Origin of the sequence: Kribbella caucasensis (assembly GCF_004361855.1) — a bacterium.
Taxonomy (GTDB): domain Bacteria; phylum Actinomycetota; class Actinomycetes; order Propionibacteriales; family Kribbellaceae; genus Kribbella; species Kribbella caucasensis.
Genome location: NZ_SNWQ01000004.1, coordinates 150723 through 167541, shown reverse-complemented (window position 1 = coordinate 167541; position 16819 = coordinate 150723). Strand labels below are relative to the sequence as shown.

Below are 16819 nucleotides of genomic sequence, written 5' to 3'. Positions count from 1 at the left end.
CTCACTGCTTAATGCCGAATCGGTCGCGGAACAGTTCGGCGGCTGGCGAGGGCGCCTGCTCGCGGCGGCGGCCGTCGATGAACACGTCCAGCTTGTCGTCGAGGAAGGCGACCAGCCCCGCGAGCTGCGTGGCTCCGTCGAGGGGCTCGGCGTAGCTCCACGCCAGATCGGTGTACCCGGCCACCGAGAAGTAGGAGGCCTGGCCCTTGTAGGCACACGCTGTCCTGCGCTCGGTCGGCGTCAACTCGACGAGCACGTCCTGCGGCGGCAGGTAGAACCGCGTCGGCAGGCTGGTTTCGAAGACCAGGACCGGGTGGGTGCTCTCCGCAATCACCACATCGTCCAGCTCGAGCCGGACCGTCCGCGAGCTCTGCCGGACATCGACCCGGTGATAGGGGTCGCGCGGATGCGCCATCAGCCGCTCGTCCTCCCCGAACCATCCGTCGAACGCCCAGAAATCGAGTACCACGTAGTCGGCCAGGTCGGGGTCCTGAGGCCGGAACCCCACTCCGGGAAACCGGGTGTCACCGATCAGCAGGTCGACCGGGTCGCCGGCGCAGGAGTGGGCGACGAAGGGTGTCCCAGGATCGAGGATCCGGTCCGGCGCGGGGATCGACGGCAGGGTCGAGGCCGCAAGTTCGCCGCGGAGATCAGCCACCGGTACGGCGTACGACGGCACGATGCGGCGCGGCTCCCAGACGAGCATCGCCCGGGTGGTGTCCGCGATCTGGAGCTCTCCGTCGCTCACCCTGATCCGCATCTCGGTCGGCTCATACCGCAGCAGCGGGAAGCTTTCGAACATCCATTCCTGCATCTTGGTGCTCACGCTGCCCAGCGTAGGAGCGTGATCGCCAAGACGATAGAGCGCTGATGGTTAGCTGAAGCCATGCACACGTTTTGTGTCTGGGGGCCGAGGGCTGGGGCTGTGTCGTTGGTACTGGCCGATGGGAGCCGGCCGATGCAGCGGGGTGATGGGGGCTGGTGGCGGCTGGAGGTGGCGGAGGCGGGGCACGGGACGGAGTACGGGTTTTCGGTGGATGGCGGGGAGGCGATGCCTGATCCGCGGAGTGGGTGGCAGCCGGTTGGGGTTCATGGGGTCAGCAGGGTGTTTGATGCGTCCCGGTTTGGGTGGAGTGACGGTGGGTGGGGCGGGCGGGATGTGCGGGGGGCGGTGTTTTACGAGCTACATGTGGGGACGTTCACGGCGGAGGGGACGTTGGAGGCGGCCGCTGGGCATCTGGACTACCTGGTGGCGCTCGGGGTGCAGGTGGTGTCGTTGATGCCGGTCGCGGCGTTCCCGGGGCGGCACGGCTGGGGGTACGACGGGGTGGACCTGTACGCCGTACACGAGCCGTACGGCGGGCCGGAGGCGTTGCAGCGGTTCGTCGACCAGTGTCACGGGGTCGGTCTGGCCGTGTGTCTGGACGTGGTTTACAACCACCTCGGGCCGTCCGGGAACTACCTGGATGCCTTCGGGCCGTACTTCACCGGTAAGCACACGACTCCGTGGGGTCCGGCGGTCAACCTGGACGACGAGGGGTCGGTGGAGGTCCGCCGGTTCATTTGCGACAACGCACTGCGCTGGTTCCGGGACTTCCACGTGGACGCGCTGCGGCTGGACGCCGTACACGCCCTGGTCGACGACAGCCCGCAGCACCTACTTGCACAACTGTCGGTGGAGACGGCGGCGCTGTCGGCCGAGCTCGGGCGGCCGCTCGGGTTGGTGGCGGAATCCGATCTGAACGACCCGCGCATGGTCGAGCCCGTGGCCGAGGGCGGGCTGGGGATGACCGCGCAGTGGAGCGACGACTTCCACCACGCACTGCACACGCTGCTCACCGGAGAGCGAGCCGGGTACTACGAGGACTTCGCGCAGCCCGGCGTGTTCGCGAAGACGCTGACCCAGGTGTTCCTGCACGACGGGTCCTACTCGACCTTCCGGGGCAAGGAGTGGGGCCGGCCGGTGGATCCCGTACGGCACCGGGGCTCGGAGTTCCTCGCGTACACCTCGAACCACGATCAAGTGGGTAACCGCGCACTCGGGGACCGGCCCGCGCTGACCCCTGGGCAGCTCGCGATCGGGGCTGCTCTGGTGATCACGTCGCCGTACACGCCGATGTTGTTCATGGGTGAGGAGTGGGGAGCCTCGACACCCTGGCGGTACTTCACCGACCACGAGGAGCCCGAACTTGCCGAGGCGGTCCGAACCGGCCGGCGGCGGGAGTTCGCGGCGTACGGGTGGGACGCGGGCGAGATCCCGGATCCGCAGGACCCGGAGACCTGGCGTAGTTCGGTGCTCGACTGGGCCGAGGTGGACCGTTCGCCACATCGGGAGCTGCTCAGTTGGTACCGCGATCTGCTCGCGCTGCGGGCCCGGACCGACGAGCTTCGCGACGATCGGCTGGGTTCGGTCGACCTGACGTACGACGTGGACGGGTCCTGGCTGGTGGTTGCGCGGGGAGCCTTGCGCATCGTTGTCAATCTGTCCGACGCGACCGATGTGGTGCCGCTCGACCAGGCCCCGCAGGACAGGGTGATCGCTTACGGTGACGCAGAAATAGTTGCCGAGGGCGCGCGATTGGCCGGGCACGGAGTCGCGATCTATGCGGTCTGAGGTCGCCGGGACCACGCTGAACCCCCAAAAAGCTGGATAAATCAACGAAATCTGACGTCTGAGTCCGTTTGTCGGTGGATGATTCAAGATTTGCTTGTTTCGCGGGCTCCGGTGACTGATTGTGGATCCCAGCCAGCAGGAGCGTTAGCAGGTGGCGACGGGAGGACAGCTATGACAGTCGGAGGCGTCGATACTTACTACGACTACGAAGAGAAACAATGGAAGAGCAGGAGGCTGGGAGGTGGCCCGATCCACCGCGGACCGGTCTGCCCCTCACCACGCACGGTGGAGCACCCACCGGTCGAGCGGCAGGCCGCCGGCCGGGAGCATCGGGCGAAGGAAGAGAAAGTCCTGAGCTGAACCGCTGGCCGGTACCGCCAGAACTTGCCAGCACCAAAGCACTAAAACGCCGAACCGCCGGCCGGGCCAAACCCGACCGGCGTTTCGCCCCGCCCGGGATCTGCCTGCCCGAACCTGCCAGCCGGCCTGCTAGGAACCGGCCGCGGAGAGGACGTCGGCTGCGAGGAGGGAGCGCAGTTCGTCGGTGGTGGGCATCCGGCCGAGTGAGCGAAGCCGCTGGGACTGGGCTTTGCGCATGCCCTCGACCAGGCGGCGGGCTTCCCGGGCGTTGCCGAAGTTGGCGCCGTGCGCGATCCGGTCGAAGTACGCCGTCAGCGGCGGGCCGGCGGCCGGGTCGAGCAGGTAGTCCCCGCCGGCCACCATCCGGTCGGTGATCAGCAGCAGTTCCTCGGCGGAGTAGTTCCCGAACTCGATCGTCTTGGAGAACCGCGACGCCAGCCCGGGGTTGGCGGCCAGGAAGTCGTCCATCTCGGCGGTGTACCCGGCCACGATGATGGCGATCTCGTCGCGGTGGTCCTCCATCAGTTTGACCAGCGCGTCGATCGCCTCCTGGCCGAAGTCGCCGCCGGTACCGGCCGATCGGGACAGCGTGTACGCCTCGTCGATGAACAGCACCCCGCCGAGCGACTTCTCGAACACGGCGCTGGTCTTCTCCGCGGTGTGCCCGATGTACTGGCCGACGAGGTCCCGGCGCGACACCTCGGTGAATCCGCCGTGCGGCAGCACCCCGAGCGCTTTCAGCAGCTTGCCGTAAACCCGCGCGACTGTGGTCTTCCCGGTCCCGGGCGCGCCCGCGAAGATCAGGTGATGGCTGACGCCGCCGACGGTCAACCCGGCCGATCGCCGCCACTCGTTCACCTGGATCTCGTCGACAAGCGCGTGCACCTCGGCCTTCACCTCGGGCAGCCCGACCATCCCGTCGAGGTCGTCGAGCAGTTCCTCCAGCGGACCACCGGATTCCGCGGGCCGGGCCGCAGCCTTCTCGATCACCTCGACCGTGGCGCCGTCGGCGATCGCGATCGCGGGCTGTCCGGTGTTGTCCGTCCGGCAGCCCTCGACCTGGCCACCGCAGCCGGGGGCGAAGGACATCGCGGATCCGCGGGTATCGTGCACGTTCACCCGGCGGACGACCGGCGTACTGCCGTGGGCGACGCCGATGCCGTCCGCCCCGGTACGCGCGATCTCGGTGTCGGTCAGCTCCGGCCGGCTGTACTGGTAGACGTAGACCCCGCGCCCGCCGCAGGCCGTGATCGTGCAGCCGCGGATCAGCGGATCGGAGCCCAGGGCAACGACTATCCCGTCGCCGGCGATCTCGGTGACGGTGGTGTCCAGGATCCGCCCGCTCGCGCCCTCCACCACGATGCCGGTCTCCGCACCCGTCACGGTGCACCCGTCGACGGTGAACGCCGTACTCGCGTGCACGCTGATCGCTGGCCGGGTCCGGCTGCCGACGCGGCACTTCTCGACGGTCAGCACGGTCCGGTCGACCGAGATCGCCAGGTTGTCACCCGCCCGTACGTCGAGTCCGCGCAGCGTGAGCTCACCGTCGACGGCCCGCAGCGTCGGCCAGTCGGCGCCATCGCCATCCAGTACGACGGTCGCGCCGGCCTCGGCCTGCAAGGTGATCGACCGGCCGGTCAGCTCGAGCGTCTCCGCGTACTCCCCGGCGGCTATCGCGACCGTGGCCCCGTCGGGCGCCTCGAGCAGGGCGGAGCCGATGGTCGGATAGGCGCCGGGGCGATCCGCGGCGACGGTCAGGACGCGCATCAGCTGGCCCGGTCCAGCAGCCAGCCGCGGTCGGCCGCCTTCACCCCGGCCTGGAACCGGCTGCGGGCGCCGAGCCGGCCCATCAGCTGCGCGACCATCCGCCGGACGGTCCGGACCGAGATCCCCAGTTGCGCGGCCGCGACCTCGTCGGTAGCCCCGAGTGCGAGCAACCGGAGCATCTCCCGGTCCCGATGAGTCAGGTCCGTGTCGACCGGGAGGTCGTTGTCGGACAGCGGTACGGCGTCCGGCCAGACTCGTTCGAACAGCTCGCGCGCAGTGGCCACCACACTGTTCAGCCGCAGTACTGCGACGCTCCCGTTCGCCGTGTCGGCCGGCAGCACCGCGACCGATCCGTCGATGATGAGGGCGTTCAACGGCACCTGCGGCATCGTCCGGACGGCCACCCCGGCGACGGACATCGCACCGAGGTGCCGGCACAGGGTCGGCGCGGTGCGGGCCGTGTCGGGGTAGATCGCCCGATAGCGCAGACCGGGCCGGACGTCGCGCGGACCGAAGGCCGGGCCGGCCGGGGTCAGGTTGCTGATGGCAATGACCTCGTCGCGTGCCTGGGCCAGCAGGGCGGCGATACCGTCCTGGGCCGGGACGTGCTGGAAGCCGGTGGGGCGGTGCAGAACGGTGACGGTCATGAGAATGGGACCCCCAGAGGTAACGTGGCGGCGACACCGGACGTGTGCCGCCCATCGAGGCGTTCCGGCTCGACTCCGAACGAGCGAGCCAACGTGGTGAGGATGTCGATCGCCGCGTCCAGCGTGCCCGGGTGAGCGGCGGCGACCCGCAGTACGGCGTCGTACTGAGCGGGTTCGAATTGGAAGGGTTGGGTTGAGGGCCGGTCGCCGGTCAGGAGCTTGCCGCTGTCCAGCACGGCCGGGGCGGTGACAGTGACGGCGAGGGTTTGAGCGGTGCCGGTCGCGGTGCCGAGCAGGGTGTCGACCAGCGCCTGTGCGGCCGGATTGGGAAGGGATGCGAAGCCGGTGAGCCGGACGCAGACCTGGTGTACCGGTCCGGAGGCCCAGCCGGTCCAGCGCTCGCGTAGTTGCCCACGGCCCGCATTCGCGTGGGCGAGAGCACCGATCGACGCGAGTGCGTCGGACTCGTCCAGTGGCAGGCACTCGACCTGCTCCCGGTCGAACCGGCGGACCAGTCGGCGGACCGTGTTCGCCAGCACCTGACCGATCTGCTCGTCCGTCGCGATCTCCGGCGTACGGGCTGCTGCGACGGCGACCCACGCACGCGGCGGCTGGTTCTGCTTCGTGCCGGTGTGCAGGACGAGTTGTACGGACACGGCGACCGGCTGTTCATCCGCTGCGTCGGCCAGGGAGGCCAACCGGGGCAGGAGTTCGTACTGCGCGTCGGCACCGACTCGCAGGGTGACACTGGCCCCCTGCGGACGGCTGAGCATCCCGTACGGCTGCTCCCGGACCGTCACCGAGCTCGTGCTGGTCCGTCCGCAGAAGACGCTGACCAGGTTGAGCGCGGTGTCACCGGACAGGTCGATGCGCCGGCGTCGTACCAGGAACAGCAGCAGTACGCCGACCCAGCGGTACAGCCACAGCCCGCGAAACCGTACAGAGGTCAACAAAACCAGGGAGAACGCGGCCACACTCGTCAGGATCAAGGTCATCCGGGAGCCGGCCGTAGCAGCACCGACGGCCACCAAAGCGAACTGCCAGCAGACGATCTGGCCGACCCGGATCGCTCGCTCCGGCATCTCCACCTTGTCCGCCGCGGGTGCAGGCGCAGGCGGCTCGTTCACCAGATACGACCTGGTCGTGTGCGGGGGGATAGCGGCCGTCTGTACTGCGACGGGCCGTGCCGCGGGGCGCTGCGAAACAGTCGCGGCGCGGGCGATCGGCGTGCCGACTGAAGTGGACTGCGGGACCGCACGGGCGCTCGGGGCTTGGGCAGCCGCCTGACCCGGAGCGCGGGCGGTGGTCGCGGCCGGGGGCCTCATGCGACCCTCGGGTCTTCGGGGGAGACCAGCTCGAGGTCGGCTCCACGCGTCACCCGGACGCGCGCGCTCGCCGCGTCGATGTCATCGTCGGACTCCGTTGCCAGCAGCAACCGGTGGGCGTGGTCCCGCACCAACGGGTGCAGGGCGAACCGGCCGGGCGCGGGCTCGGCCACGAGATGCCGGTCCAGTAGCTCGTCCACCATCGGCTCCACTTCCTGTTGGTCGAGACCGGTGAGCCGCGCGGCTCGCCGGACGTCGAACTGAGGTGTCAGACCCAGCAGGCGATAGATCCTGCGGACCGGTTCCGAGAGCGCCCGATACGACGCTTCGAAGAGCGCATGGACGTCGGCCAGCTCTCGGCCGGGAGCGGTCCGGTCGTCCAGCCGCGCGGTCAGCCGGGCCGCCGTCCACGGCTCCCGGTTCCGGACCCGCTCGGCCAGCCGTCGCAGCGCCGCCGGGTGACCGGCGCAGCACCGCAGGATCGGCTCCGAGTCGGTGAGCCGAGCTGCGTCGGCGTCAGCCAGTACGTCGAGAGTGATCGCGGCGTCCCTGTCCAACCCGGCGAGCCGGGGCCGGCTGATCACCAGAACCACAGAACCCGGGGTGTTCGGCAGCAGCTGCCGCACCTGCTCGGCGTCGGCGACATCATCGAGCACCAGCAGGATTCGCAGGCCCAGCGATCGCCAGCAGGCCGCCCGCCCGGCTGTTGTGCTCGGCAACGAGCTTGATGGCGCCGCGGCGTGGATCAGCTCGCCCAGCGCATCGAATGTGTCGATCGGCCGGTCGCGGTGAGTGCGGAGGTCCAGGTAGAACTTGCCGTCCGGGCGAGTGATCGTCGCGGCCGCCTCGAGCGCGAAGGCGGTCTTGCCGATCCCCGGCATACCGTCGATCGTCACCACCTGTACGCCGGCTGCCATATCCAGGTTCGCCACGGCGGCCAGCTCGGCGCCGCGTCCGACGAAACCGGCGATCCTGGCGGGCAGATCCGAGCGGACGGCATCGGTGGTGGTGGGCTGCTGATGAAGCGGCGCTTCGGCTGGGGCGTCGTCGTTCAGGATCGCCTGATGCAAGGCGGTCAGCTCCGCACCCGGCTCGATCCCGAGCTCGCGGACAAGGGCCGTCCGGGCCCGCTGGTACGCCGCCAGCGCGTCGTGCCGCCGGCCGGTACGCCGGAGCGCGGCCAACAGCTTGGTCCAGGTCAGCTCGCGCAGCGGGTCCTCGTCGGTCAGGGCCCGGAGCAACGAGATCGCGTCCGCGGACCTGCCGAGATCCAGGTGCGCATCGGCAAGATCCTCGCGCAACGACCGGTGCAGCTCGGTCAGCCGTTCGACCGCCGAGGTGGCGTCGCCCGTCAGCCCGTCGTACGGGCAACCCCGCCAGAGGCCGAGTGCTTGCTCAACCAGGTTGGCCGCCGCGGCGGCCGAGTTCCCGGCGAGGAGGAGTTTGCGGGCCTGGTCGGACAGGTCGGCGGCGAGATCGGCATCGAGCTCACCGGGCCGGACGTGCACGCGGTACGCGCCGGGACGACTCTCGATCCGGTCGCCGGGGAGGGCGCGACGGAGCTGCCAGACGTACGTCTTGAGGTTGCGCTGGGCCGAGGCGGGCACGTCCAGACCGGCCCAGACCGCCTCGATCAGCTGGTCCGTGCTGACCCACGCGTTGCGGTGCAGCAGGAGCAGGGTCAGCACGGTGGCCGGCTTGCCGCCGCACACGTCGAGGGGCTCCCGGTCCGGGCCGTCGACCTCGAGCGGGCCCAGCACCCGGAACGCGATCCGGGCCGATGTCTGCGCTGAGTGACCGTTCATGCCACATACGATCCGTAGTCGACGATGACATTTCGATGACACGCGAGGACCCGAGTGCGCGTACTGGTGGTAGAGGACGTCGAGGACATGCGGATCGCGATCGTCGCCGCGCTCCGGTCGGCCGCGCTCGCGGTCGACAGCGCCGTCGACATCGCGTCGGCCGACGAGGCGCTGTGGGTGAACTCCTACGACTGCGTGGTGTTCGACCGGATGCTGCCGGACGGCGACTCGATCGGCTATGTTCGCAGCCGCCGGCAGGAGGGCTGGGCGGTGCCCGTGCTGTTCCTGACCGCGCGGGACACGCTGGCCGAACGGATCGACGGGTTCGAGCACGGCGGTGACGACTACCTGGTCAAGCCGTTCGCTGTGGAGGAGCTGATCGTCCGCGTGCTCAGTCTGTGCCGCCGGGCCGGCGCCGGCCGCCCACCGGTCCTGCGGTACGACGACGTCGAGGTCGACACCGGACGCCGCGAGGTCCGCCGGGCGGGTGTCCTGCTGACCCTGACCGCGAAGGAGTTCTCCGTGCTCGAGTACCTGATGGTCCGCCCCGAGCAGGCGGTGTCCCGCTCCGAGCTGATCGAGCACTGCTGGGACATGGCCGCCGATCCGATGTCGAACGTGGTGGACGTGACGATCAAGCGGCTGCGGAGCAAGCTGCGTCAGCCCGAGCTGATCCAGGCCGTCCGCGGCCAGGGGTACCGGCTGACCCGATCGGGTGAGTCCGGATGAGGGCTCCCGCGGCCGAGCGGTTGCGCCGGTTGCGCTGGCGGCTGACCGCGATCTTCACCGCGATGAACACGATCGGCCTGGTCGTGTTCGCGCCGCTGATCATCACCCTGGACGGCAACAACGGTGAAGACGACGTCAACAACGAGCTTCACGTGGTGACGCAGTCCGTGATGCGGCTGATCACCGACAGCAACTCGCTCGGCCTCGACCGGATCCCGAACGATCCGCTCTACAACCGCTGCCCATCCTTCATCGTGCTGCCGGGCGGTGCGCCGTCGTTCCCGGTCCAGGCCAGCGCGAACCCCTGTGGGGTGGAGATGGACCGCGCGGCGCTGGACCAGCTGGCGACCGAAGCGGTGTCGAGCGGCGCCAGCCTGCGCGCCGACGGCGAGGCGGCCAACGGTGACCGGGTCCGGGTCGCGGCCGAACCGTTCATGGACTCGAGCAGGCGGTACGCCGGCGCCGTGGTGGCCTGGGCCGATGTCGAGGACGAGCGCAGCCGGCACAGCAATCTCGTCCTCGTCGTGCTGATCGGCTGCGGGATCCTGATCGGCGCGGCGGCGCTTGTCGGATACTGGCTGTCCGGACGGGCTATCCGGCCGGCGACGGCGGCCCTGGAACAGCAGGAAGTCCTGCTGGCCGAGACCGCACACGACCTCCGTACTCCGGTCGCGGCGCTGCGGGCCTTGGCGGAATCGGCCGCGAGGGATCCGGGCCAGCGCGAGGAGTTGCTGCCCCGAACGGTTCGGCTGGCCGGACGGATGGGTGACATCATCGACGGCCTGCTGGTCCGGGCCCGGCTCGCGGCCGGCGTCGAACACCTGTCGATGCAACCGGTCTGGCTCGATCAGCTGGTCGCCGGCGTGGTCGAGGACACCCCGGCCGGCAACGCGCGGATCTCGGTGGTCACCGCGCCGACGAAGGTCCGGGCCGATCCGGCCTTGCTGCAACGGGCCATCGGCAACCTTCTCGACAACGCCCTGCGGCACGGGCGGGGTCCAGGTGGCCAGGCCGTCGTCACCGTGACGGTCGCCGATGGGCGGGTCACCGTGGCCGATCAGGGGCCGGGCGTGGATCCGGCGGTCGGGGACGACCTGTTCGAGCGATTCACCAGTGGGGGTGGGTCGTCGGGTCTCGGCCTGTCGATCGTCCGCTGGGTCGCCCTCTCACACGGCGGAGACCTCAAGGTCTACAACGCCGACGAAGGCGGCGCCATCTTCGAATTCCACCTCCCCGCCCTCGCCACCACCCCCTAACCCGAACCTCGGACACCACCCCGGGACCTCGGACACCACCCCGGGACCTCGGTCACCACCCCGGGACCTCGGTCACCACCCCGGGACCTCGGACACCAATCCGGGACCTCGGACACCAATCCGGGACCTCGGTCACCACCCCGGGACCTCGGACACGTTATTTTCCTGTCCGCGGTCCCCAGTTCCTGTCCGCAGTCCCCACATCCTGTCGCGGGTACGAACTGGGACCTCGGACACCAACCCGGGATCTCGGTCACCAACCCGGGACGTCGGACACGTTGTTTTCCTGTCCGCGGTCCCCAGTTCCTGTCTGCAGTCCCCACATCCTGTCGCGGGTACGAACTGGGACCTCGGACACCAACCCGGGATCTCGGTCACCAACCCGGGACCTCGGACACGTTATTTTCCTGTCCGCGGTCCCCACTTCCTGTCCGCACCCGCACGAACTCGGCGCATGAACGGGTCCCGGCGGAGCGGCGTACCGGTGGCTACTGTCCAGTGGTTGGAACCGACGCGGGCTGGACCGGATCTGGATGGCTGCTGGACCAGGGCTGATCTAGCCTCGTGCCTGTGAAGATCACCGATCTGGGTCGCCGGCTCACGATCCGTGACGTCCAGCGGCGCCGGGCCGAGCGGACGGGTGCCGAGCGGACGGGTGCCGAGCGGACGGGTGCCGAGCGGACGGGTGCCGAGCGGACGGGTGCCGAGCGGACGGGTGCCGAGCGGGGCCCCGAGCGGACGGGTGTCGAGCGGACGGGCGGCGGGCGGCGGAGGGCTGGCGGCCTCGGGCGGCGCTGGCCGCGGTGGTGGCCGGGTGTGTGGCGATCACCGGTGTCGCCGTGGCCGGAGCCGGGAACGCCTCGCCCGGCGTGCAGTTCAGCCGGTCCAGCAGCTGGATCTACAACAGCACGCTCGGCATGATCTTCCACGTCAACGGCAGCACCAAGAACGTCGACAGCCAGGTCTCGTTGCCAGGCGCCGGCCCGGGTACCCAGATCGTCGAGTCGGACCAGAGCGGGTACGTGCTGGCCCGCGGCCGGACCTACGAGTTCGGCAAGTCCGACCTCAAGGTGCTGGATCCGCAGCCGGCCCCGGCGAACGAGCAGCCGATCGGCCTCGAGGGTTCCGGCGCAGCGTTCGCGGTCTATCGGCAGAGCGGCCGGGTGGTCCGGTTCAACGATCAGCCGGCCGTCGCGACCGTCGGCGCCCGGCTCGGACAGCCGGTGGTGACGAGCAGCGGCACGTTGTGGGTCAACCGCCTGGACAACGGTCAGCTGTGCCAGTTGCCGATGGACGCCGACCGGCTGTCCTGCCCGGCCAAGCTGCCGCCCGGGCACACCGGCGCCCTCACTGTCGTCGGCAACGACCAGGTGGCCTTCGTCGACACAACAGCCCGCGAGCTGTACGCCGTGGACGCGGGCGGCCTCGGCCGTAAGGTGCCCGTGCGACTGCCGGAGTTGTCCGGCGCCGCGCTCGTCGCTTCGAACGACGTGGACGGCCGGATCGCGATGGTCGACCCGCGGCAGGCGACCCTGCACCTGGTCGACACCGCCGAGCTGGACGGCGGCGAACCAGGTGCGGCGCCGGTGAAGAAGCAGCTTCGCCAGGGCAAGTACGAGCGGATCGCCTCGTCCGGCAACAGCATCGCGCTGATCGACGACGGCACCGACACCCTGATCACGCTGGACCGCGACGGCAACGAGAAGGCGGTCCGCAAGATCCCACCGCCGTCGGCGAAGGCCAGGGTCGGCCGCGACGACCGGTCCGGACTGTTCCGCGGTGGCGACTCCCGCCTATACGTCGCGAGCAAGTCGGGCGAGCAGGTGATGGTCGTCGACGACACCGGGGACGTGACCTCGGTCGACACCAGCCGCCCGGCCACGTCCAAGCCGGAACGTCCCAGTGACACGCCAACCACCACACCTGATCCGCCACAGCAGAACAGGCCGACCAACAGACCGTCCCAGCCGCAGACGACTGATCCGCGGACGAACGATCCACGGACGAACGATCCACGGACCACCGAGCCGACCGACCGGCCCGGTGATGAACCTGGTGACGACCGGACGCGGCAACCAAGGCGTCCTCGAGAGACCGCGAAGCCACCGATCCAGGCGAGCCGCCCCGGCGTACCACGTGCTGTCTCCGGCGCACCGGGCAACGGTTCCGCCACGATCACCTGGGGTGCGGCCGCGTCGAACGGCGCCACCGTCACGTCGTACCGGGTGAGCTGGAACGGCGGGACCCGCACCCTGGCAGGGACGGACCGGAGTACGACGATCACGGGGCTCACCAACGGCATGACGTACACGTTCACCGTCCGCGCGGTGAATCGGGTCGGCGCCGGACCGGGCAGCAACACCCGCGGGATCGTGCCGACGCTCCAACCCGCCGATCCGCCGGCCAACTTCCGCGTGGTCCCTGGCGATCGGAAGATCACCGTCAGCTGGGCCCGGCCCAACCTGCGCGGCGGCCAGCTGGTCGAGTACCGGTACTCGGCGTCCGGACCCGGTGAATGGCCGGCCGGTAGAGGCCTCAACACCAGCCACACGTTCACCGGCCTGGCGAACGGCGACTACTTCGTCGTCGAGGTCTACGCGGTCACTTCCGATGCCAAGGGCAACCTGATCAGCGGCAAGAAGGTCAGCAAGCTGGTCGAGGTCGGCAGCGGCGGCGGCGGATCGTCACCGTCGTTGCGGGCGGCCCGGGGCGCGGCCACGTCGACCAACGGCAGCCACCCATGCCTGCGGCCGGGTTGTGCCTACATCAAGATCACCGGGACTGGTCTCAAGCCCGACACCGAATACTTCTTCCAGCCGTACACGACCCAGTGGCAGCCGTCCAACCCGGGCGCCACGCTGACCACCGAGTCCGACGGCAGCATCCTGATCGACGACCGGTTCGCCACCGACGCGCCCGGCCAGCAGGTCTGGGTGGTGGCCAGTGCCGACGGCCAGCAGACCGTGACCTCCAACAAGTTCACCTGGAGCAGCCAATGAGTGCGACGATCCCGCCCGGCGAGGCGTACCGGCTGGTCGCCGACAACCTGCAGCGCGTCATCCACGGCAAGCCCGAGGTGGTGCGACTAGCGCTGACCGCGTTGTTCGCCGAGGGACACCTGCTGATCGAGGACGTGCCGGGGCTGGGCAAGACCACGTTGGCGAGGTGTATCGCCCGCAGCATCGACGCGAGCTGGAACCGGATCCAGTTCACCCCCGACCTGCTGCCCGGCGACATCACCGGCGTGATGGTCTACCACCAGGGCAACGAGACGTTCGAGTTCCACCCGGGCGGCATCTTCGCCAACGTGGTGGTCGCTGACGAGATCAACCGCGGTACGCCGAAGACGCAGTCCGCGCTGCTCGAGGTGATGGCAGAACGCCGGGTCACGGTCGACTCCAACACCCGCGCGGTCCCGGATCCGTTCCTGGTGATCGGGACTCAGAACCCGATCGAGATGGAGGGCACCTACCGGTTGCCCGAGGCGCAGCTGGACCGGTTCCTGATGCGGATCGAGATCGGCTATCCCGACCACGACGCCGAAGTACGGATCGTCCTCGGCGACACCGGCCGGATCGGGCCGGACTCGCTCAGCCCGGTGATCGACGTACCGGCGCTGCGCAACGCGATCGCGGCCGTTCGGTCGGTGCACGTCGATCCCGCGATCAGCTCGTACGCCGTGAAGCTGGCGGCCGCGACCCGGGAGCACACCGCCGTCCGGTACGGCGCGAGTCCGCGGGGCAGCATCGCCTTGGTCCGCGCGGCGCGGGCGTATGCGGCGACGGACGGGCGCGCGTTCACCACACCCGACGACGTGAAGCAGGTCGCGCAGCCGGTGCTCGCGCATCGCCTGGTGCTCACGCCCGATGCCGAGCTCAGCCAGCGGCCGCCGTCATCGGTCGTCGACGAGGTGCTGGCCGCAACTCCGGCGCCGACCGCAAGCATGGGTACGGTCTGAGACAGGTGGATCGATCAATGGTCTGGGGACATCGATCATGGGCATAAAGAAATCCATTGCCCTGCTGGGGGCAAGGCGCACAGCAGAAGCCGGCGACCGGGGTGCTGCAGTTGGTAAGGAATCTAGCGACCGGGGCGGTGCGGCAGCTGGCGCTGTTTGGCGGGGGCGGGCGGCGTTGGCGGGGGTGGTGGCCGCTTGCATGGTGGTGACGACGATCGCCGTCACCGGCGCGGGCGCGAACCCGGTCGGGATGAAGTTCGCCCAGACGGGACACCTGATCTACAACAGCACGCTGGGCACCGTGTTCCGGATCGACGGCGCGACCAAGAACGTCGACGCTCAGGTGAAGGTCCCGTCGGCCGGACCAGGCACGACGGTGGTGCAGACCGACAAGAGCGGATTCATTCTGGCCCAGGGCCGCACGATCGAGTTCGGCAAGTCGGATCTCCAGGTGGCTGACCCGTTGCCCGCGCCGGCGACCGAACGTCCGGTCGTGATGGAAGCCGCGGGCGCGGCCTTCGCCGTCTACCAGCGGGCGGGCGCGGTCCAGCGGCTGGGCGAGAACCCGGCGACGGAGACTCTCGGCGGTGCGCTGGGCCAGTCGGTCGTCACCTCGACCGGCACGCTCTGGGTGCACCGGCTGTCCACCCAGGAGCTGTGCCAGCTGCCGCTCCGGGCCGAGCGGATCGCCTGTGTCGCCAAGGTGACCGCCGGGCACACGGGTGCGTTGGCGCTGGTCGACGATCAGCCGGTGTTCGTGGACACGACGGTGCGCGAACTGCGCGCGGTCAACGGCGACGGGCTCGGCCGCGCGATGTCGTTCGCCCAGCTGGACATCCCGGCGGACGCGATCGTGGCCGCCCACGACGTGGCCGGCCGGATCGCGATTCTGGACCGGTCGAAGAACGTGCTGCAGTTGGTCGACACGTCGCAGGTGGTCAGCGGGCGACCGTCCGCCGAACCGGTGGTGAAGAGGCTCCGGCCGGGCAAGTACGAGCAGATCGCCTCCTCGGGGGACGGGGTGGCGCTGATCGACGCGACCGACGACAGCCTGGTGACCCTGGATCGCGACGGCGAACCGAAGACGCGGCAGAAGATCCCGCCGCCGTCGAAGGACGCGAAGACCGCGAAGGACGAACGCCCGAGCCTGTTCCGCGGCGGCGACTCCCGCCTGTACGTCGACAGCAAGGCCGGCGAGCACTCGATGGTTGTCGAGGGCAACGGCGAGGTGACCGAGGTCGAGGTGGCCGGGCGAGGGGACGAGAAGGACGAGAACAAGACCACGCCGTCGGCCAAGCCGTCCCAGTCGATCAAGCCGTCCCAGCCGGTCAAGCCGTCCACCCCGACGAAGACGGTCCAGCCGACCGAGGAGGAGCGCCGGGAGACGCCGACCCCGGCGAACCCGCCGAAGACGAAGCGGTCCGATCCGGAGCGTGAGAAGCCCGAAACGAACAAACCGAAGCCGAGGAACACGCCGCGGAAACCGGCGGTCCAGGCCGGCCGACCCGGTGCCCCAGGCGACGTTTCCGCCACCCCTGGCGACGGTTCCGCGCTGATCAAGTGGACCACGGCTGCCCCCAACGGCACGCCGATCACGTCGTACGTCGTGTCGTGGTCCGGTGGTAGTCGCACGGTCGAGGATTCGGACCGCAGTCTCAATGTGACCGGGTTGACCAACGGGTCGTCGTACGTCTTCACCGTGCTCGCGGAGAACCGGGCCGGCCGCGGTGCCGGGGTTTCGTCCGCGCGGATCACGTTGGGCGGCGCGGCCGATGCGCCGGTCGGGCTGACGACGACTGATTGGCCCGAGGAGGTCATGCTGTCCTGGCGGCAGCCGGATCTGAACGGCGGACGCCTGCTGCGGTACGAGGTCACACAAGGTGGCGTCAACGAGAGCACCACGGCGGCCAGCTATCGATGGAGCGGGCTCAGCACCGGTTCGCAGTACACGTTCCAGGTCCGGGCGGTGACGAGGAGCGCCGACGGCCGGGTTCTGGTCGGTAGCAACGCCTCCATCGCGGCGACGCCTGGCTCCGGTGCCGACGGGACGATCCAGATCAGCCACGGACGCTCGGGCGACTACACCGACTCGAACTGCCCCGAAGGCACGTCGGGCTGCGCCTTCATCCTGCTCAACGCGCGGAACCTGGCACCGAACACGACCTACATGTTCCGCGCCTATGCCAGCGAGTGGGGCGAACTGCATGATGGCGGGTTCGAGTTGGAGACTGATGCCGACGGCAACCTGACGATGCACAAGTTCCACAACTCCGCCGTCGGCCAGCAGGTCTGGGTCACCGTCGACGGCCCCGGCGGACACTTCGAGTCGAACCGCGTCCTGTGGCCGGACGAATGACC

The 16819-nt window shown here is 69.6% G+C and carries 11 protein-coding genes; 6 read left to right on the top strand and 5 right to left on the bottom strand.

The window, feature by feature from the left end; all coding sequences use genetic code 11:
- Position 1: 1 nt before the first annotated feature.
- A complete protein-coding gene (locus EV643_RS10655) occupies positions 2 to 826 on the bottom strand; it encodes a DUF427 domain-containing protein (RefSeq protein ID WP_202869504.1) in 825 nt (274 codons plus the stop codon).
- 60 nt (positions 827 to 886) lie between these two features.
- On the opposite strand from EV643_RS10655, the gene treZ reads away from it, so the two are divergent.
- Positions 887 to 2614 (top strand): malto-oligosyltrehalose trehalohydrolase, encoded by a 1728-nt coding sequence (treZ, locus tag EV643_RS10650; protein WP_133799847.1) that lies wholly within the window; start codon positions 887 to 889, stop codon positions 2612 to 2614.
- A gap of 489 nt (positions 2615 to 3103) precedes the next feature.
- On the opposite strand, the gene EV643_RS10640 is transcribed toward treZ, so the two are convergent.
- From EV643_RS10640 to EV643_RS10625, 4 genes are all read right to left on the bottom strand, one after another.
- The gene (locus EV643_RS10640; protein WP_133799845.1) at positions 3104 to 4741 is read right to left on the bottom strand and encodes a right-handed parallel beta-helix repeat-containing protein; all 1638 of its coding nucleotides are present in this window, start codon (positions 4739 to 4741) and stop codon (positions 3104 to 3106) included.
- Positions 4741 to 5388 (bottom strand): helix-turn-helix transcriptional regulator, encoded by a 648-nt coding sequence (locus tag EV643_RS10635; protein WP_133799844.1) that lies wholly within the window; start codon positions 5386 to 5388, stop codon positions 4741 to 4743. The genes EV643_RS10640 and EV643_RS10635 overlap by 1 nt, the downstream gene beginning before the upstream one ends.
- Positions 5385 to 6515, bottom strand: a complete 1131-nt coding sequence (locus EV643_RS10630) for a hypothetical protein (protein WP_133799843.1) — start codon at positions 6513 to 6515, stop codon at positions 5385 to 5387. The genes EV643_RS10635 and EV643_RS10630 overlap by 4 nt, the downstream gene beginning before the upstream one ends.
- 194 nt (positions 6516 to 6709) lie before the next feature.
- Complete coding sequence (locus tag EV643_RS10625) at positions 6710 to 8518, bottom strand: AfsR/SARP family transcriptional regulator (protein WP_133799842.1); 1809 nt, start codon at positions 8516 to 8518, stop codon at positions 6710 to 6712.
- Positions 8519 to 8572: 54 nt separating this feature from the next.
- On the opposite strand from EV643_RS10625, the gene EV643_RS10620 reads away from it, so the two are divergent.
- The 5 genes from EV643_RS10620 (at position 8573) to EV643_RS10600 (ending at position 16817) form a co-directional block, all read left to right on the top strand.
- Positions 8573 to 9247 (top strand): response regulator transcription factor, encoded by a 675-nt coding sequence (locus EV643_RS10620; protein WP_202869503.1) that lies wholly within the window; start codon positions 8573 to 8575, stop codon positions 9245 to 9247.
- A complete protein-coding gene (locus EV643_RS10615; protein ID WP_133799841.1) occupies positions 9244 to 10503 on the top strand; it encodes a sensor histidine kinase in 1260 nt (419 codons plus the stop codon). Before EV643_RS10620 ends, EV643_RS10615 begins: the two co-directional genes overlap by 4 nt.
- Positions 10504 to 11321: 818 nt before the next feature.
- Complete coding sequence (locus tag EV643_RS10610; protein WP_133799840.1) at positions 11322 to 13502, top strand: fibronectin type III domain-containing protein; 2181 nt, start codon at positions 11322 to 11324, stop codon at positions 13500 to 13502.
- Complete coding sequence (locus EV643_RS10605) at positions 13499 to 14461, top strand: AAA family ATPase (protein ID WP_133799839.1); 963 nt, start codon at positions 13499 to 13501, stop codon at positions 14459 to 14461. The genes EV643_RS10610 and EV643_RS10605 overlap by 4 nt, the downstream gene beginning before the upstream one ends.
- A 199-nt stretch (positions 14462 to 14660) precedes the next feature.
- Entirely contained in the window at positions 14661 to 16817 is a 2157-nt protein-coding gene (locus EV643_RS10600) for a fibronectin type III domain-containing protein (RefSeq protein ID WP_166665396.1), read from the top strand.
- The last annotated feature ends 2 nt before the right edge of the window (positions 16818 to 16819 follow it).